Origin of the sequence: Massilibacteroides sp. (assembly GCF_028705895.1) — a bacterium.
Classification (GTDB): Bacteria; Bacteroidota; Bacteroidia; order Bacteroidales; family Tannerellaceae; genus Massilibacteroides.
This window is the reverse complement of the sequence record NZ_JAQWCQ010000005.1, coordinates 1-25,253: the sequence shown is the minus strand read 5'-3', so window position 1 is coordinate 25,253 and position 25,253 is coordinate 1. Positions and strand designations below refer to the sequence as shown.

Here is a 25,253-nt window from a genome sequence, read left to right as displayed (position 1 = left end):
CAATGAAAAAAATACATTATTTGTTTATTCTATTTTCAGCTCTTTATATCACGTCTTGTGATTTATATGAAGAACCTAAAGCATCTGTTAGTAAAGATGCGATTATGAGTTCAGAAGCTGGACTACAGACCTATGTATATTCATTTTATGAAAAACAGTTTCCGTCAGGTAGTGATGCCAGTCAAATCGAGATTAATCTGGTTGATTTTGGAGCAATTAATAATCTCCCAGACTTCCAGATAAAGAATGCATACAGTGAAACAAACTCAAGTGGTTGGTCTTGGAGTAATTTGCGTAATATTAATTACTTCATTGAAAATTGTACCAGCGAAACTGTAGATGAAAAAATCCGTAATCACTATATCGGACTTGCTCGTTTTTTCAGAGCTTATTTCTATTATGACATGGTCAGACGTTTTGGAGATGTTCCATGGATAGACAAAACTCTGGATGTTGAAGACGAAGAACTCTACGCCCCTCGCGACTCTCGTGAGTTAGTGATGGAAAAAGTTTATGAAGATTTGGAATTTGCCTGTGAGAACATCACTTTGCTTTCAGACGCATCAGGCAGTATGGTTACAAAATGGGTAGCTTATGCTTTTGCTTCTCGCGTGGCTTTATTTGAAGGCACATTCAGAAAATATCATAATTTGAGCTTATCGACATCTGCAGACACTTGGTTGCAAAGAGCTGCAGATAAAGCAGAATATGTGATGACAAACTCCGGGAAAAAGCTATATACAGCTGCCGGCACAAACAAATCGTACAGAGCTTTATTTACAAGCGATGATCCTGTTACAGAAGAAGTATTACTTGCGGTATGTTCAAGTTCTGAACTGGGAGTATTACATCATGCTAACTGGAAATGGACTTCTCCAACCTATGGTAATCGTTTTAGTATGACAAGAACATTCATCAATACATATCTACAAACTGATGGAACCCCATACACATCACGTACAGGTTGGGAAACGGAATTATTCTATGAAGAATGCCAGAATCGTGATGCACGTCTTGCACAAACAATTCGTACTCCGGGTTATACTCGTGAAGGTACTGCTACGGCTCCGGATTTTATGGGATATTCGAGAACAGGATATCAACCCCTCAAACTCTGTTTGGATGATAAGAAATATGATGACGCATCTCTTAATACCAATGCGATACCTCTTTTTCGTTATGCAGAAGTTCTGCTAAACTATGCAGAAGCAAAAGCTGAATTAGGAAAATTAACCGATGAAGATTGGAGTAAAACTATTGGAGCATTACGTTCAAGAGCAGGAATTACTGGTGGAATTAGCGCGAAACCTACAGTCGTAGATTCTTATTTCCAGCAAACCTATTTTCCATCCATTTCAGACCCCACTCTTCTTGAAATCAGAAGAGAGCGCGCAATCGAACTATGCCTTGAAGGATTCCGTTTTGATGATATCCGTCGTTGGAAATGTGGTTATTTATTAAACATGAGCTGGGATGGTATGCATATCAAAAAACTAAACGAAGCTATTGACTTAGACAGGGATGGTACTTACGATGTTTTGTTTTATGATACTAATGCAAACCTTGAAGCAGCAAAAGCGCAATTAGACTGGTCTGTTGTGGGTAAGACTTGTGCAACAATCCAAATACAGGGAGACAACATTCTTCAAAGAGTTGAAGAGGTAGAAAAGGGTAATCCTGCTGCTGGATATTACATTACCTGGGATACACCAAACGACTATAAACGAGTATTCGGAGAAAAACAATATCTTTATCCAATCCCTTCATTGGTGATGGTTAAAAATCCGAATATCACTCAAAATAAGGGTTGGGAAAATGGAGCTTCTAATGATGGTAACTAATTAGTTTATGAATATGAAAACAAAATTATTTTTATTGGCTTTTTGTTTGATGGGGGCACTGCTTCCATCAAACGCTAAGGATAAATGCAATATAAATGTTGCAACGTTCAACCTCCGTATGGACACTCCAAAGGATGGCGAAAACGCGTGGGAGCATCGCAAGGAGATGGTTAAGGCTTTAGTGTTATTTCACGAATTTGATATATTCGGGACGCAGGAAGGTTTTAAACATCAGTTGGATGGTATCTTAGAGACTGGTAAGTATGCTTATGTAGGCGGAGGTCGTGATGATGGGAAAGATGCCGGGGAGCATTCGGCGATATTTTACGATAAAAGTCGTTTTAAAGTATTGGAGAATGGGGACTTTTGGTATTCTGAAACACCGGATGTTCCGGGCAAGGGATGGGATGCTGAATGTTGTAATCGTATTTGTTCATGGGCTAAGTTTAAAGACAGTGTAAGCGGTAAGGTATTCTACTTCTTTAATTCGCATTACGATCATCAAGGAAAGGTTGCCCGCCGTGAGTCTTCCAAGTTATTATTGAAGAAAATGAAAGAAATCGTAGGTAAAGCTACTTTCTTCTGTACGGGAGACTTTAATGCGGCTCCGGAAGATGAACCGATACAGATTCTCTATAACGATGGTATGTTTATGGATTCGTACAAAGTATCTAAACAACCGCCTTATGGTCCTGTCGGAACATTTACCAGTTATAAATGGGATGCTCCAATGAAAAAACGTATTGATTATATATTTGTTTCAAAAAACGTTACAGTAAACAAGTATGGTGTTTTGACAGATAATCAGTATGGTCATTTTGCTTCGGACCACTATCCCGTAATGATCAAGGCTACATTCTAAAAGACAATTAATTATACATGAAAGCCGCGTAGCAACAAAAGCTATCGCGGCTTTTTATTTTATGTCTATATGATTATTCTTTATACAACACTGTTCTTTTTCGACATCTGTCAAAAAGTTTTACCATAGCTGTGGTAAAGTTTTACGACAACTATAGAAAAAGAACTATACTGAGAGTCAAGCTCTTCCAAACGATAGTTTTATGTGAATAAGACAATACTGACTTAATTTTACTTTTTACGATATTGTTGTGGCGTTAATCCTACTTGTTTTTTAAAGCATTTACTAAAATATGCCGGATTCGAGAAACCAAGTTTGTAAGCAATCTCCGCTATGGTAAGTTCTTCGTAATCTTTTAGAAAGGTCATCGCCTTATTCATTTTTATATATAAAAGATAATCATTAGGCGTCATTCCTGTTATATGTTTTATCCGATCGAATAAGCGGGTGCGCCCGATACCTAATTCCTTACTCCATGTATGCGTATCAAAGGAGGCATCTTCTATATATTTTTCTAAAACAAGAATTGCTTTATCCAGGAAACGTTGATCATGGGGATTCGTCGCTAAGCCCTGTATCTCTTCCTCTACATGACCGGTATATTTCTGTAGTATTCCAGCTCTGTTCTTTACAATGCTATTGCAACGCAGAAAAAGATATTCCATACTAAATGGTTTAACCAAATATTCATCAGCTCCGGAACGGACACTTTCATTCTGTTGTTTTACTGATGGATTATTCGTAATAAGTATAACGGGGATATGGAGAGTTACAACATTTGCTTTCAAGCTATTACACAACTCCATACCGGAGATTCCCACTAAAGAAACTTCACTGATAATAATATCCGGTTGCTTTTGTATTGCTATGGCTATAGCTTCCTCAGCTCTTGTCGCTTCAAAAACCTCATATACAGAAGCAAAAGATTCATTCATCATGAACCGTAATTCATCATTACTATCGACCAATAATATCTTGAATCTTTTTTCTCCTAAATCAATATTTTCTATTGAAACAGATTCTGTTGTTTGTTCAGGTAGATCAAAATACATTGGTAACTGACGAAGCGGTATTTTTGTTGAAGCTGTCTTTTCCTTTGTAGTAAAATGGTTTTCTCCTGTCTGAAGGCGAACAATAAAAGATGTCCTTTCTTTCTCGGTTCTGACAATTAGTTCTCCTTTATGCATTGATACAATTTTACGACTAAAGGCCAGTCCGATTGTATTATTGGGCAATGATTTTAATTCAGCCGTTTCGTTTACTGCATTCGTTGAATTCTCAAAAATATCAAATAGTTGTTTTAACATATCTTCGTCATAGATATCACCAACACAACTGACCATCACTTCAATCCATTCTGATTTTTGTTGCAAGGAAATATCAACGCGACCTTTGACATGCACTAATTTCGATATGGCAAATAAGATATTGTAAATTACTTTTTGCATTTGCGCCCAGTCAAACCAGACCTTTACATCTTCTTCAGGATGGAAATAGTGAAATGTGATTTGGAGAGTTGATTCATAATCAGAAACAGTTTCAAAAATTTCCTGTAAAAGTTGAGTCAGACTATGATAACCTACTTTCAAACTTAACATACCATTCTCAGCTTCTCTGAATTCTTGCAATTCAACAAAAAGACTTTGCATACGTAGAGCTTGCTTCTTTATTTTCTCCAATTTAGATTTAGACAGAGAGTCGATATTATTCAACGCACCATCGAGTGCTGTAATTATTAAAGTAAGAGGCGTTCTGAATTCATTTGATATACCTGCAAAAAAATCTAATCTGTTCCTGTTCTCTTCTAAGACCCGTTTTGCTTCTCTTTTTTCAAAATCAAGTGACGCATGAAGTACTGCCTTGGCCTTGCTTGAACGGATAAATATCCATAACAAACCTCCTATTAGTATAACATACAAGCAATATGCCGGATAAGATTTCCAAAAAGGAGGTTTGACAAGAATTGAAAGGCTTACATGCTTTTCGGGATTTGTCGTCTCACGAACTGTAAACGTGTATTCTCCAGCAGGTAAAGAAGTAAACGAGATAGCCTTATTATCTGTTTGCATCCAATCTTCAAGACCAAAAAGGCCATCCATTTTATATTCATAACCCGTATAATAGGAACCCAGATAATTTGACGAAGCAAAACTTATATTCACAGTATTCTTATCGAAAGGTAAGACAAGATTTTCTTTTGAAGAATCATCAATAGAATAAGGAGAAAAATCACTGAATGCAGTGTTGTTTATCTGAATAGAACTAATATATAATGTATAATTGCTCTTAACTGTACTTATATCTTTTTCATCAAACGCGATTAATTTTTGCAAACCGCCAATATAGATATCTCTGTTGCGAGGAGAAATATAAAGTCCGCAATCGGGACTTAATGACATTATTGGAGAAGTTCCATCTAAACGAATATGACTTGATGAATCTATTGTCCGGCGACCTGATATATTAAGAATAGAGACTCCTTTGTTGGAGGTTACAATCAAATTGCCATACATTGAAAGTGCAACATTATAACAGATATCACTCAACAAAAAGCCTTCTTCCTCCCTATAATTCGTAAACGCGTCCTTTTCAACATCATAACTCAATACCCCAGATTTTAATGTTGCAAAATACAGACCTTCTCTCGAATTACCGCAAATACTGATTACGGCACTGGGAATAATACTCTCTTTCTTTAATCCATCTCCGTAAAACGACAAGACTTTCAAAGTCTTCATATCAACAGTAAAGAGTCCGCTATTTAATGAAGAAATCCATAAAACATCCCTGTCGTCTAAATAAATTGTACGAGAGATGCCTGATGATAGCTCGGCTAAATCCTTCTCTTTAAAAAGAGGAGAAATAATCATCGTTTTCCTATCCATTTTAAACAAACCATCCTGAGTCAAGAAGATAAGATAATCACGATACGAAATGATTTCTTCAATAATATTTTGATATCGGGTAGTAAGAGTTTTTGAATTTACCCGATACACTTTATCTGTCTTCCTGTCATAATAAACCAACCCTTCCATATAAGTTCCGATATACAAACGGTCATACTGAGAGTCGTAGAATAAGGATCTCACCTTATCGTGCGGAAGGTTATGAGAAGCCACAGTTATGTGTTTGATAGTCACCCTATCCGGCGATATAACATTTATTCCGCTTCCCTCCGATGCTACATACAGGTAACCGTCATTATCTTCCACAATATCTCCAAGTACTACTCCATGTAGATAAGAGGGTTCATTTTCTTTACTGGAGTAAAGGGTATAGTTATCTGTCTCCGGATTAAAACATCTAACTTCTCCATAATACGGACCTATCCATATAGTTCCCTGTTTGTCAGTATATAATGCATAAATAGAAAATTCAGGTAAAAAAACATCATTCAGGACTTGAGCCGGTGCTCCATGAAGAGGAGGAACAACCTGATAAATGCCATTCAATGTTCCAAGCCAGATATTTCCTTTAGAATCTTCAGTGAAACAATATGCATCTTTCTCAAACTGAGTTTGCAAGTCTTTCTTATAGACTAATGTAGAGATATTTCCATTAGAATTAATGATACGAATATTCTTCGAGCGGCAGGAAACCCACATATTCTCATTTGAATCTTTAAACAAACTGCCAACAACATCATTCTCGAAGTATCCGGAAAGAATCTGTCCTGTTTTAATGTCAACTTTATATAATCCGGAAGACGTTCCTAACCAAAACACGTCCTCTTTTTCAGACAAAAAGCTATAAATCTGTATATTCTTTTCTTTTAAATCAAAAACGCAGTTTGCTTCGTTAGTTTTTTTGTCATATCTAAATAAATCACCTTCTAAAGAAGAATAATACAAGATATTATTGACAACTTCAATATGAGTAGCTCGAATATTCGGGAAAAACAATTGATTAGTTATCAGATCAAGGCCCACAATATATTCCTCTGCCAATAAATATAGCACAGAATCGCCACCACAAATTCCATGAATATTGGAATCTTCAATCTCCGGGAAATATTCGGACACGCGATATACCTGAGTTGTTTCTCCATTATAGCAATTAAGAGCATCATTACCAAACCACATTCTACCAATATTATCCTGCCAGATAGATATTGCCGAAGCTTGAGAAAGACCTTGCAGAATTCCAACAGTTCTAAAATGAAAGCGCTCCCCACTAATTGGTAAACAAAAGAAACAGAAAATAAGTGTTAAATGAAGCCATTTACATTTTTGCATAAATATACATTCTGATCATTCTTTTAAATACGCAAATATAATCAAAGAGAAGATAATATCGTTCATTATAGATACAAAATCGTTCACAGCATCCAATTGCTATCAATAAACAATATTGACATATATAAGGTTATATTATATAAATAGATTTGTAACGGAAATTTAACACATTAGTTAATCTAACGAAAAAACAACACCTCACAAAAGGTGAAGAAACTTTTCAATCTCAGAATATTAACAATTATTCATGTTTAATTAAAATCATTCATTATGTTCAAATCGTACAAACCTGTTAGCCTCTTATTGCTTACTGGTGCTTTGATTTTCTCAGGAAGTGTACAAGCAGACCTTGTTCCCGAAAGACCAGGGACGCAAGTCGTTCAGCAAAAAGGGAAAATCACTGGTTCAATAGTAGATAATATGGGCTCTGTTGCTGGCGCTTCTGTCGTAGTAAAGGGAACAACAAACGGCACCATCAGTGACTTTGATGGAAACTTCACCCTGGATAATATCCCTGATGGAGCAACGATCCAGATATCTTTTATAGGATATTTCACTCAAGAAATTAAGTACACCGGACAAAGTAATCTTTCTATAACATTAGAGGAAGATACGCAGAAATTAGATGAAGTAGTAGTAACTGCGCTTGGTATTAGAAAAGAAGCTAAAAAATTAGGATATGCCGTAAGTACCGTTACGGCAAGTGATTTAACCAAAGCTTCAGCACCCAACTTAGGTTCTGCACTTTACGGAAAAGCTCCTGGAGTACGTATTCAGACTGCTCCGGGTGGAGCTATGGGATCAATCTCAATTAACGTTCGTGGTTTAAGTTCCATAACTGGGACAAACCAGCCATTAGTTGTTGTAGATGGTGTTCCAATCCACAACGGCGACACCAACACAGATGGATACTGGGGAAACCAACGTATTCAACAAAACGGATTAGCAGATATTAATCCCGAAGACATTGAAAGCTTGTCTATATTAAAGGGAGCATCGGCATCGGCTCTTTATGGATCTGAAGCAGCAAATGGTGTCGTAATGATTACCACAAAGTCTGGAAAAGGAGGTACAGGTTATGGAGTTGAATTCAACGCCAGTTTGTCTGCAGATATTGTTGCCTACATGCCAGAGTATCAAACAAAATATGGTCCAGGTCAAAGAGTTGGATCACGTATTTCGGGAGGAACAGATGCGGACGGATTCCGCAAGGTGACAGGTAGAGACGGAAAAGAATATACAGGACTCAAAGAAACTTATAGTTATTGGGGGCCAAGATATGATGGCCGTGATGTCCTTTTCTATGATGGTACTGTACGCAAGTATGAACCCATTACAGATGACCCTTGGAGTGATGTATTCCGTACAGGTTTCAACCAACAGTATAATGTAGCAATTACTAAAGGCGGCGAAAACAGCAATGTGCGTTTTTCTTATACCTACGTAGATAATTTGCCTACACAATACAACTCTACGTTTAAAAAGAATAATTTCAATTTAACTGGTAGTCAAAGTATAACTGATAAAATTAAACTCGGTTATGGAATTACCTATATTATTCAGGATATCAAGAATCGTCCATATCGTATCAGTCGTTTAACAGATAACTTCAGTGGATTCTTTGGACCGTTCGATGATATTAATTATTTACGTAATCATACTTTAACCAGCCTCGGATACCGTAATCAAAAGTATAATAACGATACTCAGTTAACACCTGACGAAGGTTTTGAATACAGTATTCCAGCAGGTGCATTAGTTGATGAATATTATTGGAATATTTTAGGAAAAGAACAGTTAGAAAACAACAACCGTTTAATGGCTAATATTACTCCGACTTGGGAAATTATCAAAGGATTGACATTAAAAGGACGTATCGCAACTGACGTTTCAATATATAAGATAGAAAATAAGGAATCTGTAGAACAATCTATTGTGTTCAATAATGGAAATTACGGATATTATGGTTTACAAAACAACCGTTACGATATTTTCTACGGTGATGCAATGCTAAATTACAATACTCAACTTACTGATAAATTGGGATTTGATGCAACTATTGGCTGGCAAGGACGTCAAGAAAAGCAAACAAACGTATCTGTAGGGACTAATGGCGGACTATCTGTAGAAAACTGGTTTCATTTAAATGCAAGTAACAAGACTGCAAGTTCCGGAATGAACACATTAGAGTTCTTAAAAACGGCAGCATTCGGAATGTTAAGTCTTTCTTACAGCGATTGGGCTTATTTAGAAGGAACAGGTCGTCAAGAAAAAATATCAACTTTGGCTCCTGGTAACAATTCGTTCTTCTACCCATCAGTAAATGGAAGCTTAATCTACACTTCACTCTTGAGAGAAAAGCTTCCCGAATGGTACAATTATGGGAAAGTACGTCTTTCGTATGGTATAGTAGGTAATGCACCGGCGATATATAAAGGATCAAAAGCTTTTATACAGAAAACAACAGGAGGACAATGGATATACAACAGCGTAAACAGTGCCGTTGGTAATGAAAACCTTCGTCCCGAAAAGAAATATGAGTGGGAATTAGGTTTAGAAAGTAAATTCTTCAATAATCGTCTTGGCTTTGAACTATCATACTATACAAATACAGTAAAAGATCAAATACTACAAACAACAATGCCTGCTTCTGCCGGTGGAACAAGTATTTGGTTGAACGTAGGTGAACTTAAAAACAAAGGTTTCGAACTCTCTCTTTACGGAACGCCAATTTCCACACGTGACTGGACATGGACTCTGCGTGGAAATCTTGCATGGAACAAAAATATGGTAAGTAAATTAATGGACGGTGTAGATCAATTAGAACATGCTAACTGGGACGGAGGTGCAGCTTATCTTTATTCAAAAGTAGGAGAACCCATGGGTGATATATATACATATGTACCTGATAAAAATGAAAATGGTGAATATCTTGTTTTAGATAATGGGTTCTACAAATTGACTGACGAACCAGTTAAGGTTGGAAATGCTATGCCTAAGTTAGTAGGAGGTTTCGCAACATCATTAACATGGAAGGATTTCTCAATCGACATGTCATTTGACTACCGTATAGGTGGAGCTGTACTGAACACCGGCTGGATGTATATGATGGGTCAGGGTGCATTAGAAGAAACGTTGAAATATCATGATGGTGAAGGCTATGGCTCTACATTTTACATGAATGGTAGTACATTAGTTCCTTACAATGGAACAACAGGTCCTAATGGTGAAAGAATTTATGACAATGGTATTATCCTTCCGGGGGTAAACGTAAAAACAGGAGAAGCCAACACCCAAATGATCGCTGCAGACCAATGGGCTAACTGGAACTACAACTGGGGAAGTGGTCCAAATGACGCAATCACCCATTATGATCTTGGTGTATTTGATAATTCTTATTTGAAATGTCGTGAGCTTTCGTTTAGTTACAGTCTGCCGAAACCTCTTTTATCCAAATTTTTCTGTAAAAGCATTCAGGTATCTGCCTATGGTCGTAACTTGTTCTATATCTACAAAAATTTACCTGGATTTGATGCAGAAGCAACTGATGGTACCACTTGGATTACGCAAGCAAAAATGGGTGGTTCTACTGCAACAGCTCGTTCATTAGGTGTATCACTTCGTGCAACGTTCTAAATATTTATCAAATAAAATGAAAAATAAAATGAAAAAAATATATTCATACCTCATCATATTAGCAGCTACGTTCTCTTTGGGTTCTTGTGCAGACAGTGAATATACGGACAAGTACGATAATCCATCAGAAACATCAAAAGCTTCATGTGATAAACTGATGACAGGTGTATTTTATACTGGTCGTACATATACATTCAATTCTTATTGGCGTGCCTGGACTTGGGACAACTACTCACTCGGAGTTTATGCCCAAACCGTAGGCTTTATGAATGATGAAGGAAATATTTACGCGGTAAGTGATGGTTATGCCAATGATCGCTGGGTAAACTTTTACAACACCCTAACGCAGTTTCGCGTTTTAGAAGATGTGTATAGTAAATTGAGCGATGAAGAAAAAATTACTTACTCCATCTTTAAAGATCTTGCAGAAGTCTTTGTTTATGATCATCTGTCACAAATCGTAGATATTTTTGGAGACTGTCCTTTTGAAAAAGCAGGGTATCTCTACATTACTGGTGATGTTGCGGGAAGTTTTCCTTCTTATGACAAAGCAGAAGATTTATATTCAATGATGTTAGATCGTCTTGGAGAGCTTTATACTAATATACATAGCTTAAACGGAAATTTAAGCGCACAAGCTGCAGCTTATTTACCTAATCAGGACTTTATTAATGGAGGTGATCTGAACAAGTGGGAAGCTTACTGTAACTCATTACGTTTACGTCTTGCTATTCGTGTAGCGTCGCAAGGTACATTAGCAGAGAAAGGGAAACAAGTGGTTGCAGAAATTCTGAATGGAAATCTCCCATTAGTTGATAGCAATAGTGGAGGAATTCAATTAGATTCTAATAATGAAGATACTGCTAATTTCTTTAATCCGGATGACTTAAGAACCGGATATGCTGATGGTAATTATGTAAATGCTTCCAGTGCGATGCTTAATGCATTAACAAAAACTGTTGCTGGTGAAAATGACCCTCGTCTTCCAATCTTGTATTCAAAGAATGCGGCTGGCGAATATAAGGGATTAGATCCAGAAAACGAAACCTATGCCGAGCAAAAGATAAATGTTGACAAACCATCTGCAGAACGTGCGTATTCACGGATTGACTCGACAACAGTAAGCTACAATACTGAATTTATTAGTCCGATTATTACAGCTTCAGAAGTAGCTTTCTTGAAAGCCGAAGCCTATCAGAAAGGATGGGCAAACGGAGATGCAAAACAAGCGTATGTTGACGGTGTCTTGTTCTCTTCTCAATTCTATTTCAATGAGAATGAAATAAGTCCGAGTTCTGAAGGAACAAAACTAACATATCCTGGGGATGCCGTAGTTGAGGCATATGCGAACAAGGCATGGGACGTTGCATCCAATAAAGAAGAAGCTATTATTACTCAAAAATGGCTGAATTTCGGATTTATTCAATCATCACAAGCATGGAATGAAATTCGTCGCACAGGATTCCCTGACATTTATTTTCCTGAAGATGGAGGAGCTCAACTGTTAAAGAAAGCACCTTATCGAGTAAAATATCCTGCTTCAGAACGTAGTAATAATACAAGTAACTGGGAAACTCAAGTACAAAGCATGGGTGGAGATGATAGTTACTATATTAAATTATTCTGGGCTAAATAACCGCTTTTACACAATATCAAGAGGGCATCTAAGACTATTTAGATGTCCTCTTTTTCTTTTTAGTCACAATTATATCGTTTTATTTCCTTCGTCCTAATGCCATCAATGAAGGAATCATAAAGGAAAAAACTCCTAACAGAACAATTACACTACCGAGAATTATAAATGTATTCGGTATTCCGATTGTATCGGCGGCAAAACCGGTGCCTAACAAGCCGATCATTGACGGGAGTACGGCAACACTCATGAACATGGAAAAAACACGTCCTAATTTATCTGGTTCTATTTTCTCTTGTATAATGGTAGTAAAGCAAGCATTTTGGACAGCTCCTCCTATCCCATTGAAAAATGTCAGAACGACAAAAGGCACATAACCTCCTGTTGCAGGAAGCATTCCTGAAAAGGCAAAGGATAATCCTATGAGTAGATACATTATATTAATTGCGGTCACTTTATTGTAAGATTTCTTATTAAGTCCCATCATTGCACCACCAATAAGCATTCCGACACCCCAGAACACTTCAACAAGGCCTATCTGAAAAGCGGTTCCGTTAAAATGGTTTAGCGTCATCAGAGGAAATAAGGCTCCGATAGGCATTATACAAACCATTGACAGTATAAAGAAAAGTCCCAGATAGCGGAGGCCTTTATGCGAAGTGATTGTTTGCAGGCCTTCTCTCATTTCTCCTAAAACATGTTGTTTCTTAATACTCTTTTCCGGATTAGGTATAAAAACGAACAATAACGACAGACAAGCAATAATTGCGCCCACAATATCGAACAAAAGAATAAACCCTATATCCATAATAGAAATAAGCAAAGCCGCTATTGCCGGTCCGGCGATTACACTTATTGATTGTATCATTTGGTTAACTCCTGCAATACGACCTAATTCTTCTTCGGGGGCTAACAATGGCACTGATGCCTGCATTGCAGGACCATGAAAGGCGGATCCTATGGAACGTAAGACCAGCAGTAGGTATATATGCCAAACTTCTGCTTCTCCAATCATAAAAATCAAAGACAGGATTAAAGTACATAAGGCTATAAAAGAATCTGCAGCAATCATAGTTTTCTTTCTATCCCAACGATCAATATACACTCCGGCGAAGGGACCTATTATGGCCTGAGGAATGAATGCAGCTATTGTTCCGAAAGCAAGAACTTCTGCAGAACGTGTCTCAAAGCTTAGCCATAAAACAATTGCATAACCAACGATTGTACTGGTTAAAATAGAGACAAACTGTCCTGTCCAGATAATATAAAAAACGTTCTTCCAATCTTTCATTTATGATGATCTTATAAAATGAGCAACCTATTGAGTAAACAGTAAAAAAGATATAGCGGTTGCAGTAAGCAAAGATATATACGGAATTTTGTAAGTTTGCATTAAGATAAGCATAAATGGAATATGAAAAAGGTAATTGGTTATATCATTTTGTCAGGTATCATCTTCAGTAGTTGCAATAACAACGAAAAAGAAGCACGTGCAAGGTTAGACAACGCACGTAAAATGTATGAAGCGAATGAGTTTTTTGCAGCTAAGAATGAGATAGATAGCGTACGCGTACTCTATCCGAAAGAGTTTAATGTCCTTAAAGAAGGCATCAATCTCATGCGTTTAGTCGAAAAGAAAGAGGCTGAACGTACATTAGCATATTGTGACAGTTTGATGCCTATCCGCCTTACCGAAATTGAAGCATTAAGGAAAGATTTTGTTTTTGAAAAAGATTCGGTTTACGAAGAAATAGGAACTTACATATGGAAACAGCAAACGATAGAACGAAATATTAATCGTTGTTATATTCGTTGCGGAGTAAATGAGAAAGGAGAAATGTATTTAGCCAGTGTTTATTATGGAAATACTCCTATTAACCATACGTCAATAAAATTAAGCACGCCAAGTGGTCTTTTTGCTGAAACGGCTACTATTCCGTATGACGGAGGTGTTAACTATCGTTTCAAGGATGAAGGAGCGGTAACGGAGGTTGTTACTTATAAAGGTGAAGCGGGTTTAGATGCAATCAATCTTATTTTCAATAATACAAAAGAACGTATTAAGGTTGAATATACTGGGGGAAAGCCCTATATCATTTATATTGCTGATGCTGATAAGAAAGCGCTTGTTGCTACTTACAATTTAGGAACGGTATTGAGCGATATCAATCATATGACAACAGAAATGAACAAGGCGCAGGGGAGATTGGAGTATTTAGAAAAGAAACTAAACACCAACGAGACCAAGTAAGGTCACTTTTTATGCATCAGGTTTATGGAGTAATACCCGAGGGATTGGAAAATCGATCCCTTTTTCATTAAATGCAGCATATACCTGACGGTTTATGTCAAAGTAAACATTCCAATAATTCTCACGCGGCACCCATACACGGGTAACAATATTCACACTTGTTTCCGCCATAGCGTGAAGCGCAATAAATGGCTCGGGAGACGGTAATATTCGCTTATCGTCTTTTAGTATATCTTCAATAACACGGCACACTTCATCATAATCAGATCCGTAAGTTATAGAAAACACCCATTCGATGCGTCGTGTCGGCAGCCTGTTATAATTGGTAACAACACCGCTACTCATTGCCCCATTAGGAACATAGATTTGTTTATTGTCAGCCGTATTTAATATGGTATGAAAAATCTGAATAGCCTCAACTGTACCTCCAATTCCTTGCGCCTCTATATAGTCTCCCACTCGGAATGGTTTGAATAACAAAATCACAATACCTCCTGCAAAATTTGAAAGATTTCCACTGAGAGCAACACCAATTGCGACTCCGGCAGATGCAATCAATGCCGCAAACGATGTGGTCTGAATCCCTAAAGCTCCGATAACAGAAATTATCAAAAGTATAGTTAGAGTAATATTTACTAAGCTGGAAAGAAATGATTTAACAGAAGGATCTATTTTCCGTTTAGTCAATATCCGTCGGAATAATTTATTTAATAAGGTAATAAGAAGTTTCCCTATCGCAAATACAATTAACGCTTTCAAGATTGAGAAACCTAATTCAGCCCCTTCTCGTAACAATGTTTCAAAATAGGTTTCCGTCTCTTGCGATGTAACCGTATCGGGAATTATGGTAAGTAAATTTGCTAAAAAACTCATATCTGCGAAATCTTATAATTTGTAGTAAAGATATAAATAATTTGTATTCATTACGGATGACTGAATTATTGCGTAGTTTTGTGTCAATCAAATCTATTCAAATGAGGTTTATTTTTTTATTCATAATATATTCTGCGTTCTCTTTCGGAGCCCTCGCGCAAACTTATGAAGAGTTTATCGAGAAAAGTTACGATTATTTAGAAAAAGAAGATTTAACAGCGGCAGAAGAAAGTCTGCGTGCGGCAATGCGCCTTGAGCCGGCTAATCCCTATAACTATGCTCTTTTAACCAACCTCGGAACAATCCAACGCCGACAGGGAAAAATGGATGACGCACTCCTATCCTATTCTACTGCACTAAGCCGTCGCCCTAAGGATATCATATTATTGGGTAATCGCGCCTCTCTTTATGCAGAAATGGGTGAAACAGATAAAGCCATTGCAGATTACACTTTTCTGTTATTGGAAGATCCGATCGAACAAAACGCACTCTATAACAGAGGCATACTTTTCCTTCAGAAGAGAGACTTTCTTCAGGCAGAAGCTGATTTTGACAAAATTCTGGAAGTAAACGAAAAAACTATTTACGGACGTTTGGGGCATGCCATTATGGAGCGAATGCGGGGAAACTACGAAGAAAGCGAACGGATATACAATTATTTGATCAATGAAAAACCAAAAGACCTGCAACTATACGAAAGTCGTGCCGAATTATATTTCTTAATGGGGAAAAATGCCCGCGCCAAATCAGACATCAATAAGGTTATGTCAGAATCAGAACCAACCGCATCAATCTATGTCCTCAGAGGAAAAGTGAACCTGGCACAATACGAAAAAGAATCCGCAAAAAAAGACTTTCTCAAAGCACAGGAAATGGGATATGATCAGACGATTATCAATGAATTACTGAAAATGACGGAATAAACAGGAACAAATACATGTAGAGACGCACATTCTGTACGTCTCTACTTTATCATTTCTTTCTGCTGATTTTATTTTTTGGTGATATAGGAGGCAACCCAGTCACCTACTTCAGAAGTTTTATAAGCTTTTCCTTCTCCTGAAATATCTTCTGTAACAATCTTTTCATCCATTGATGCAGCAACCGCTTCACGTATTAATGTTCCTTCTTCCATTAGGTTAAAAGCGTATTCGAACATAAGAGCGGCACTCAGGATTGTGGCCAGGGGATTGGCTATATTTTTCCCTGCTGCCTGAGGATAAGAACCATGAATCGGTTCGAATACTGAAGTGTGAATTCCAACTGAAGCTGAAGGCAACATGCCGAGCGATCCCGTAATAACCGAAGCCTCATCAGTCAGAATATCGCCAAACATATTTTCTGTTACCATTACATCAAAGCTTTTGGGCCATTGGATTATACGCATAGCTGCATTGTCAACAAACATATATTCCGTCTCAATCTCCGGATAGTCTTTTTCTATTTCCTGAGAAACCTGACGCCATAAACGAGATGTAGCCAATACGTTTGCTTTGTCAACAATGGTAACTTTCTTCTTACGCTTCCCTGCGTATTCATAAGCCAAGCGAACAATACGTTCTATTTCTTCACGAGTATAAACGCATGTATCATAGGCCGTATCTCCATCTTCGCTTCTTCCTTGCGGGCGACCGAAGTACATACCTCCTGTTAATTCACGGATACACATAAAGTCTGCCCCGTCAACTAAGTCTGAGCGCAAAGGAGATTTATGTAATAAAGAAGGGAAAGTCGTTACCGGACGAATATTAGCATACAAGCCTAATTTCTTTCGCATAGCCAGTAACCCTTGTTCGGGTCTTACTTTAGCAGATGGGTTATTATCATACTTTGGTGATCCGATAGCGCCAAACAACACGGCGTCACTCTTCATACACAATTCATGTGTATTATCGGGATACGGATTACCTACTTCGTCAATAGCGCAAGCACCTACTAATGCTTGTTCGTAACTTAATTCATGTCCGAATTTATCACAAATAGCCTTCACGGCTTTCATGGCCTGCTCTACAATTTCGGGACCAATTCCATCTCCCGGCAGGACTGCAATATTTAATTTCATCTATGTTTGTTTGTAATAAGTGTTCTTTTTTCGGAGATTAACGTTTAAAGAATATGTAACGAGGTTCTGTCGGAACATAGTTGTCATCATCCCATAACGAACTGGTCAACATCAGATCGGCGCTATAACGATTGCAGGCAATCGGAATATTATGCACTCTACACTGACGCAATAGCATCTGGATATCTGCTTCATGCGGCTGAGGATTCAAATCGTCTATCAGAAATATGGCAAGATCGACCTCTTTACGCACCACCATCGCTGCGATTTCGGCATCTCCTCCCATTGGTCCTGAATGCATCCGGGTGATCTCAGCAGTAATACCTTTCTCGCTGAATGCTTCGGCAATCAATCCACCGGTTGTTCCTGTACATACTAAGTGGTGTTCAGCTAAAAAATTAGCATTATGAACAGCCCAATCCACCATATCTGCCTTACGATTATCATGCGCAACCAAGGCAATTGTTAATCTCTTATTCATACTATTTCGTATTTATTCGTTATCCTTCTATTCGATTCAGCATTTTCAATGTCGCCTTGATAGCAGCCTCCGTCTGGTCAGCATCTAATCCTCTTGTTTTAAAGTCAACTCCCGCATAATTCCAACTGATGATGGTCTGAACAAATGCATCTGTTCGTCCACCCGGAGGAATTGAAACGGAATAATTGGTCAACATTGGGAACGGGCGTCTCAGATCGGCATATATCTTCCGGAGTGCTCTTACAAAGGCATCATATTGTCCATCTCCGGACGCAGACTCTTCGTATGCTTCCCCATCAATCTCTATCTTCAGAGAGGCAACAGGCTTTAAACCCTGAGCCAAAGATAACGAATAATTCAGTATCTTAATCTTCTGTTCGGATGTACCATCGTGATTTAATACATCACTTACAATATAAGGTAAATCTTCTGACGTCACCATCTCTTTCCGGTCTCCCAGTTCGATAATCCGATCCGTGACCTTACGCATGGATTCATCATCGAGTTCAATGCCGAGTGCCTCCAGATTCTTACGTATATTAGCCTTTCCCGACGTTTTGCCTAATGCATATTCACGCACCCTTCCGAATCGCTCCGGCAAAAGATCATTGCAATATAAATTATTCTTGCTATCTCCATCTGCATGCACACCGGCACATTGCGTAAACACATGCTCGCCAACAACCGGTTTGTTAGGTGATAAACGTACGCCGGAATAGGTTTCCACTAACCGACTGATCTTATTGATCTTCGATTCCTTTAAATTGGTTTCTTCGCCCAATTGATCTTTCAGAACTGCCAAGACGCTACTCAACGGAGCATTGCCGGCACGTTCCCCTAAGCCGTTCACGGTAGTATGAATTCCTTTAATTCCCGCACGAATAGCTGAATAAACATTTGCAACAGCCAAGTCATAGTCGTTATGCGCATGGAAATCAAAACGGAGTTCCGGATATTTGTTTACCATCAGTAAACAATAATCATAAGTCTTTCCCGGATTCAAGATTCCCAGCGTATCAGGGAGCATAAACCGCTTAATAGGCAGATCTTTTAATCCGTCCACCAATTGAAACACGTATTCTGGTGAATTCTGGATACCATTCGACCAGTCTTCCAGATAAATATTCACGGAAATATTCTTTTCTACCGCAAGCGCGATAACGGAACGAATATCTTCAATATGTTGTTCCGGAGATTTTCGCAACTGTTCGGTTACATGCTTAAACGAACCTTTACAAAGCAGGTTTACCACACGACACCCGGCGTCCTCAATCCATTTAAGCGACGCGCCGCCGTCCACAAAACCAAGCACTTCAAGTTTGTCTAAATTGCCTGTTCGTTTACCCCATTCTGCCAGTTTTCTGACCGAATCATATTCGCCGTTGGACACCCTCGCAGAAGCGATCTCAATCCTGTCCACACCTACTTCCGAAAGAAGCATTTGGGCTATACCGAACTTCTCATGCGGAGCAAAAGAAACACCGGAAGTCTGTTCCCCGTCTCTGAGGGTGGTATCCATTATCTCTATCATACGCTTTCTTACAATGACTTTTCGTATTCTTCGATCTTGCTTTTATTAGATAAGAGGTAATCGATATCATCCAATCCATTGATCAGACAATCCTTTTTATAAGCATTGATATCGAAGTGTTCAGTACGTTGCGTTGCGTTATTAGTGATAGTTTGATCAGGCAAATTTACGGTCAGTGTAACAGAGGGATCTGCTGTAATCGTTTCAAATGCTTCTGCCAAAAATTCAGGAGAGACAACAACCGGCAGCAAACCGTTATTCATCGAGTTATTCTTGAATATATCAGCGAAGAAGCTACTTACAATAATCCGGAATCCATAACCACCTATTGCCCAGGCAGCATGCTCACGACTACTGCCACTACCGAAGTTTTTACCGGCAACTAAGATTTCTCCTTTGTATGTGTTCTGATTTAATACAAAATCAGGATTTGGATTTCCGTCTTTATTATATCTCCAATCGCGAAATAGGTTGTCACCGAAACCCTCTTTGGTTGTAGCTTTCAGAAAACGGGCTGGTATAATCTGGTCTGTATCCACATTCTCCAAAGGAAGAGGAACGCAAGTGGACGTAACGACTGTTAGTTTTTCTTTCATCTGTTATGAAACTTATATTGGTTTTACTTAGTTCATCAATTCCCTCGGATCGGTAATTACACCGGTTACGGCTGCTGCAGCTGCAACAAGCGGTCCGGCCAGAATTGTTCGCGCTCCGGGACCTTGACGTCCTTCAAAATTACGGTTGGACGTTGACACAGCGTATTTTCCGGCAGGGACTTTATCATCATTCATCGCCAGACAAGCTGAACAACCCGGTTGACGTAGCTGGAATCCGGCATCTTCTAAAATTTTATCGATTCCTTCTTCTTTCAATTGCTTTTCTACAGCCCAACTTCCGGGCACTAACCAAACAACTACATTATCCGCTTTCTTACGCCCTTTTACGATAGAAGCAAAGGCACGAAAGTCTTCAATACGACCATTCGTGCAACTACCCAAGAACACGTAATCAATCGATTTTCCCTGAATCGGTTCACCGGCATTAAAGCCCATATAATCCAATGATTTCTTATACGAAATCCGGCCGGCTTCATCAATGCTTTCCATAGCAGGAATAGAGTCCTTTATTCCCATACCCATACCGGGGTTTGTTCCGTAAGTCACCATCGGTTCAATATCTTCAGCATGGAAGAGAACTTCCTTGTCAAATACAGCATCTTCATCTGTACACAAGGCCTTCCAACCAGCTACCGCCTCATCCCAATCTTTTCCTTTCGGAGAATATTCCCTACCTTTCAAATACTCAAACGTCACTTCGTCAGGAGCAATCATCCCCCCCCGTGCTCCCATCTCAATCGACAGGTTACAGATTGTTAAACGTTCTTCCATTGTGGTATTCCGGATCGCTTCTCCTGCATACTCTACAAAATAGCCGGTAGCTCCTCCCGTTGTCATCTTACTAATAATATACAGTGCGATATCTTTAGCAGTAACACCCGGTTTCAGTTTTCCATCCACTACAATACGCATCGTTTTCGGCTTACGCTGCATAATACATTGCGTAGCCAGCGTCATTTCCACTTCACTGGTTCCAATACCGAAAGCAATGGCACCCATCGCCCCATGCGTAGAAGTATGAGAGTCCCCGCAAACCAATGTCATCCCCGGTTGCGTCAATCCGTTTTCCGGTCCGACAACATGAATAATACCATTCTTAGGATGGTTCATTCCATAATATGTCAGTCCGAACAATTTAGCATTCTCCTCTAACGTATCCACTTGCTTTTTAGATATCGGATCCTCAATAGGACGTTCCTGTCCGAGAGTCGGAATATTATGATCCGGCATACAGGTGATCTTATCCGGACGGAAAGGTTTCAAACCTCTGCTTCGCAAGCCGGCAAACGCTTGCGGGCTTGTTACTTCGTGACAATATAAACGGTCGATATACAACTGTATCGTTCCGTCGGGAAGCGTATCCACAACATGCTTCTCCCATATTTTTTCAAATAACGTCTTACTCATTCTGCTATTTACACTATTTAGTATTGAACATATTTATTGTTTATTCTTACCTGTAGGAATCTACCCCTAAATCCCCTGAAGGGAACTTAGGGGTAAGACTTAGGGGTAAAACATGTCATTTCACAAACTTATTAATCGCATCAATAAACGCCTCAACCGAAGCCGCGATTATGTCCGTATTAGCAGAGAATCCATAATAGTGACTACCATCATATTCTACCTGCATATGTACCTTACCAACATCATCACTTCCTTTATTGATTGCCTGGATAAGGAACTCCTGAATCACCATTTGACGGTGTATGATCATTTTAACAGCCTTAATCGCTGCATCAACAGGTCCGTTTCCGGAAGCTGCTGCTTCAAATTTCTCTCCGGCAATATCCAGACAGACACTGGCTACTGATTGTAATCCCACGCCTGAGGTTACCTGCAAATAGTCCAGTTTGATCCGATGCATCGCTGTTCTGTCCTTTCCGGCCAGCATCAACACGTCGTCATCATTGATATCTTTTTTACGGTCTGCCAATTTAAGAAATTCTTCATAAACTTTATCCAACTTTTCCTGACTTAAATCGACACCCAGAATCTGAAGACGATGTTTTAAAGCTGCACGTCCGCTTCGTGCTGTCAAGACAATTGCACTATCATCAATACCGACATCTTTCGGATCAATAATTTCATAACTTTCACGATTCTTCAGCACGCCATCCTGATGAATACCCGAAGAATGAGCAAAGGCATTACGCCCCACAATCGCCTTGTTCGGTTGGATAGGCATATTCATCAAACTCGAAACCATCCGGCTCACTCCATAAATACGCGTTGTGTTGATATTGGTTTCAATGCCACGTTCCTTATGACTTTTGAAGATCATTGCAATTTCTTCTAACGAAGTATTTCCGGCACGTTCGCCGATGCCATTCATGGTCACCTCTACCTGGCGCGCTCCGTTCAATACTCCCTGAACCGTATTTGCCGTAGCCATCCCCAAATCATTGTGACAGTGAGTAGAAATAGTTGCGTTATGAACGCCGTTTACATTTTCCATCAGGTATTTGATCTTCGCACCATATTCGTCCGGCAAACAATATCCGGTAGTATCCGGAATGTTTACGACTGTTGCTCCCGCTTTGATCACCGCCTCAACCACACGTGCCAGATAAGCATTGTCGGTACGGCCGGCATCTTCGCAGTAAAACTCTACATCTTCTACAAATTGTTTCGCATATTTTGTGGCAGCAATAGCACGTTCAAGTATATCATCCTGATTCGAATTAAATTTGTACTTAATGTGGTAATCAGATGTTCCTATACCGGTATGAATACGGCCTCGTTTGGCATATTTCAGCGCATCGGCCGCCACTTGGATATCCTTCTCTACTGCGCGGGTCAGGGCGCAAATCACAGGCCAGGTGACCGCTTTAGAGATTTCCACCACACTATTAAAATCACCGGGACTCGAGACCGGGAAGCCCGCCTCAATTACATCAACGCCTAATTCTTCCAGAGCTTTTGCTACCTGAATCTTCTCTACAGTATTCAACTGGCATCCGGGCACCTGTTCTCCATCACGAAGCGTTGTATCAAAAATAAACAATCTGTCAGACATAAACCTTTTATTCTAAATTTGTTAATATGCTAATTATGAAAAAAGCCCCTCTCACAAGGAAGTGAGAAAGGCTTTATTTTTATTTTCACGCTCAAACAAGCACAACAGTCTCACTTCCTAACCTGACCCCAGAGTAGAATATTAATTAGAGAAATAATAAGACTATTTGTTGTAATACTTGTCATCACCTCATTTTTTACTTTATTATGATGCAAATATATATCTTTTTTGGAACAAACAAATACAAAATCGTATTTTTTATTCATTTTTCCTTTTAATTTATAATCAGGAAACTCTTTTTAATCCTGAACTATCACTACCCAACCGGTTATTACCTTATAGTTAGTATGCAAACGAGCATCTTATATCCTTGATTTATGAAAAAAACAAACGAGTCTTACCGCAAAACGGCCATGGTCTTTCTTTATTCATTATATTTGTCGGGATACTTTTTCAAGACTAATTAAATCATGAATTTTACAACTCAATTATACAGATTTCTTATCCTTCTTTTCTTTCTTTTTCCCTCGATACAGGCGGAAGCGCAGCGTAAGAACGCTTCTTACGTAAAATATATTGATAAATATAACGCTATAGCGGTAAACCATCAGTCAAAATATGGGATACCGGCGAGTATAACGTTGGCTCAGGGTATTTTAGAATCAGGAGCAGGGCAAAGTGAGTTAGCGCGTAAATCAAACAATCACTTTGGAATAAAATGTCATAACGACTGGAATGGCAGTCGTGCTTACCATGATGACGACTTAAGAGGTGAATGTTTTCGGAAATACAAACGAGTAGAAGAATCATACGAAGATCACGCTTTATTTCTTACGGGAAGATCTCGTTATGCACATCTTTTCAGTCTCAATCCGAAAGATTATAAAGGCTGGGCGCGCGGATTACAAAAAAGCGGTTATGCAACCGATCGTGCCTATGCAAACAAATTGATAAAGATGATTGAAGATTATGAACTGTATCAATTTGACTCTGCAAAACGAGGAAAAACACAAAAGAAAAAAACAGAAACGCGGCCTATTAGTAAACGAAACATTTATAAGACGCATGGGCTTATATATATTTATGCAGGAGAAAGTGACAGTTTTGAAGATATCGCTTATGATTTAGGCTTTAAGGTTAAGGATCTCCAAAAGTACAACGATGTACCGGCAGGTTTCCCTCTTCAGAAAGGAGATGTGATCTATTTGCAAAAGAAAAAGAAAAAAGCAGATAAACCTTATTACGACCATGTAGTCCAGATTGGAGAATCAATGCATAGCATCTCTCAGAAATACGGGATGAGATTAAAGAACCTTTATAAATTGAATAAAAAAGATGACGAATACGTTCCGGAAGAAGGAGATGTATTAAAGCTGAGATAAAGAAGTTTTTCAAACCATAGTAACACAAAAAAAATACAAAGGTTATTTTCGGAAATATAAAGGATGTTTTTGCATTGATTTTCAACAAATAAAAAAGGGGTCAGGCAAAATAGCCGGTTGTTATGGTAATAATCCATCATGATACGTCTATACTGCAAACTGGTATTTTAGAGACCAATGTTATCAACTCAAACTTCTTGCTCCACTTTAGTCTTACTATTCATCGAATAATTCCGGCTGAAAGCCGAGTATATATCAGCCCAACACAACGTGTTGGGTAATAGGACACCCTTCCTTTGCGGCCTGAAAGGACAGTATAAACCTACCCGAACATCTACTATGTTGCCCCTTCAGGGCGCGAGACTCGTTCTACATCCTTCCCAACGCGTTGCGTTGAGCTATACTATAGCAGGCTTTCAGCCTTAAAACCAAACTGTATAGCTTAAGTTGATGACATTGGTTTAGAGACTATGCTGAGCAGAGGCTTCCAACAAAATCAATCCCGTTCATATTCTTGATTTACAATACATTAAAATCAATCGAAGAGTTTTGATTTTTGTGTTTTATTTTGACAAATAGACACTTTTTTCATCCTTTTACTTACGCGTAAAAAAAATGCCCATCCTTGTTTTTTGATTTATAGCATCGTTTTAGACCAATAAATATTGCATTTAGACTAAAATAGCCCGTTTTTTACCGAAAATATAAAGGTTATTTTCTGAAAAATATCCTTTATATTCAAAAAAAGAATAGAATCTTTTTCCAAAAAGAATAGGGAGATTTTATCCATTGCCTTTTTTTGTTCAATTTTGATAATTCAAAAAAAACGG

At 38.6% G+C, this 25,253-nt stretch carries 17 protein-coding genes; 8 read left to right on the top strand and 9 right to left on the bottom strand.

Annotation, left to right across the window (positions count from 1 at the left end):
- Nucleotides 1-2 precede the first annotated feature (2 nt).
- Together PHT93_RS02115 and PHT93_RS02110 are read left to right on the top strand one after the other, a co-directional pair.
- Nucleotides 3-1,841, top strand: a complete 1,839-nt coding sequence (locus PHT93_RS02115) for a RagB/SusD family nutrient uptake outer membrane protein (RefSeq protein WP_300238896.1) — start codon at nt 3-5, stop codon at nt 1,839-1,841.
- A gap of 13 nt (nt 1,842-1,854) precedes the next feature.
- Complete coding sequence (locus tag PHT93_RS02110; RefSeq protein ID WP_300238895.1) at nt 1,855-2,703, top strand: endonuclease/exonuclease/phosphatase family protein; 849 nt, start codon at nt 1,855-1,857, stop codon at nt 2,701-2,703.
- A 230-nt stretch (nt 2,704-2,933) separates the two neighbouring features.
- Here PHT93_RS02110 and PHT93_RS02105 read toward each other — a convergent pair whose 3' ends face one another.
- A complete protein-coding gene (locus PHT93_RS02105; protein ID WP_300238893.1) occupies nt 2,934-6,938 on the bottom strand; it encodes a two-component regulator propeller domain-containing protein in 4,005 nt (1,334 codons plus the stop codon).
- A 270-nt stretch (nt 6,939-7,208) separates the two neighbouring features.
- On the opposite strand from PHT93_RS02105, the gene PHT93_RS02100 reads away from it, so the two are divergent.
- Together PHT93_RS02100 and PHT93_RS02095 are read left to right on the top strand one after the other, a co-directional pair.
- On the top strand, nt 7,209-10,574 hold the full coding sequence (locus tag PHT93_RS02100; protein ID WP_300238892.1) for a SusC/RagA family TonB-linked outer membrane protein: 3,366 nt from the start codon (nt 7,209-7,211) through the stop codon (nt 10,572-10,574).
- Between the two features lie 28 nt (nt 10,575-10,602).
- Nucleotides 10,603-12,210 (top strand): SusD/RagB family nutrient-binding outer membrane lipoprotein, encoded by a 1,608-nt coding sequence (locus tag PHT93_RS02095; protein ID WP_300238891.1) that lies wholly within the window; start codon nt 10,603-10,605, stop codon nt 12,208-12,210.
- Between the two features lie 79 nt (nt 12,211-12,289).
- Here the strand turns inward: PHT93_RS02095 and PHT93_RS02090 are convergent, their stop codons facing one another.
- The gene (locus PHT93_RS02090) at nt 12,290-13,498 is read right to left on the bottom strand and encodes an MFS transporter (RefSeq protein WP_300238889.1); all 1,209 of its coding nucleotides are present in this window, start codon (nt 13,496-13,498) and stop codon (nt 12,290-12,292) included.
- A 123-nt stretch (nt 13,499-13,621) separates the two neighbouring features.
- Between PHT93_RS02090 and PHT93_RS02085 the strand changes: the two genes are divergently transcribed.
- Nucleotides 13,622-14,458 carry a hypothetical protein gene (locus tag PHT93_RS02085; RefSeq protein WP_300238888.1) on the top strand — a complete coding sequence of 279 codons (837 nt, stop codon included), beginning with the start codon at nt 13,622-13,624 and terminating at the stop codon, nt 14,456-14,458.
- 9 nt (nt 14,459-14,467) lie between these two features.
- Here the strand turns inward: PHT93_RS02085 and PHT93_RS02080 are convergent, their stop codons facing one another.
- Nucleotides 14,468-15,331, bottom strand: a complete 864-nt coding sequence (locus tag PHT93_RS02080; protein ID WP_300238886.1) for a mechanosensitive ion channel domain-containing protein — start codon at nt 15,329-15,331, stop codon at nt 14,468-14,470.
- 101 nt (nt 15,332-15,432) lie between these two features.
- On the opposite strand from PHT93_RS02080, the gene PHT93_RS02075 reads away from it, so the two are divergent.
- Complete coding sequence (locus PHT93_RS02075; RefSeq protein ID WP_300238884.1) at nt 15,433-16,254, top strand: tetratricopeptide repeat protein; 822 nt, start codon at nt 15,433-15,435, stop codon at nt 16,252-16,254.
- Between the two features lie 68 nt (nt 16,255-16,322).
- On the opposite strand, the gene leuB is transcribed toward PHT93_RS02075, so the two are convergent.
- The 6 genes from leuB to PHT93_RS02045 all read right to left on the bottom strand — a co-directional run bounded on the left by leuB (nt 16,323) and on the right by PHT93_RS02045 (nt 23,041).
- Complete coding sequence (leuB, locus tag PHT93_RS02070; RefSeq protein ID WP_300238883.1) at nt 16,323-17,393, bottom strand: 3-isopropylmalate dehydrogenase; 1,071 nt, start codon at nt 17,391-17,393, stop codon at nt 16,323-16,325.
- A gap of 37 nt (nt 17,394-17,430) precedes the next feature.
- Nucleotides 17,431-17,874 (bottom strand): methylglyoxal synthase, encoded by a 444-nt coding sequence (locus PHT93_RS02065; RefSeq protein WP_300238882.1) that lies wholly within the window; start codon nt 17,872-17,874, stop codon nt 17,431-17,433.
- 19 nt (nt 17,875-17,893) lie between these two features.
- Nucleotides 17,894-19,405 carry an alpha-isopropylmalate synthase regulatory domain-containing protein gene (locus tag PHT93_RS02060; protein WP_300238880.1) on the bottom strand — a complete coding sequence of 504 codons (1,512 nt, stop codon included), beginning with the start codon at nt 19,403-19,405 and terminating at the stop codon, nt 17,894-17,896.
- Nucleotides 19,406-19,413: 8 nt separating this feature from the next.
- Nucleotides 19,414-20,001, bottom strand: coding sequence for a 3-isopropylmalate dehydratase small subunit (gene leuD, locus PHT93_RS02055; RefSeq protein ID WP_300238879.1), 588 nt, complete (start codon nt 19,999-20,001; stop codon nt 19,414-19,416).
- A gap of 27 nt (nt 20,002-20,028) precedes the next feature.
- Complete coding sequence (gene leuC / locus PHT93_RS02050; RefSeq protein WP_300238877.1) at nt 20,029-21,429, bottom strand: 3-isopropylmalate dehydratase large subunit; 1,401 nt, start codon at nt 21,427-21,429, stop codon at nt 20,029-20,031.
- A gap of 115 nt (nt 21,430-21,544) precedes the next feature.
- The gene (locus PHT93_RS02045; RefSeq protein WP_300238875.1) at nt 21,545-23,041 is read right to left on the bottom strand and encodes a 2-isopropylmalate synthase; all 1,497 of its coding nucleotides are present in this window, start codon (nt 23,039-23,041) and stop codon (nt 21,545-21,547) included.
- A 470-nt stretch (nt 23,042-23,511) separates the two neighbouring features.
- Between PHT93_RS02045 and PHT93_RS02040 the strand changes: the two genes are divergently transcribed.
- Both PHT93_RS02040 and PHT93_RS02035 read left to right on the top strand, forming a co-directional pair.
- Nucleotides 23,512-24,423, top strand: coding sequence for a glucosaminidase domain-containing protein (locus PHT93_RS02040; protein WP_300238874.1), 912 nt, complete (start codon nt 23,512-23,514; stop codon nt 24,421-24,423).
- A gap of 122 nt (nt 24,424-24,545) precedes the next feature.
- Entirely contained in the window at nt 24,546-24,704 is a 159-nt protein-coding gene (locus PHT93_RS02035) for a hypothetical protein (protein WP_300238873.1), read from the top strand.
- Nucleotides 24,705-25,253: the final 549 nt, after the last annotated feature.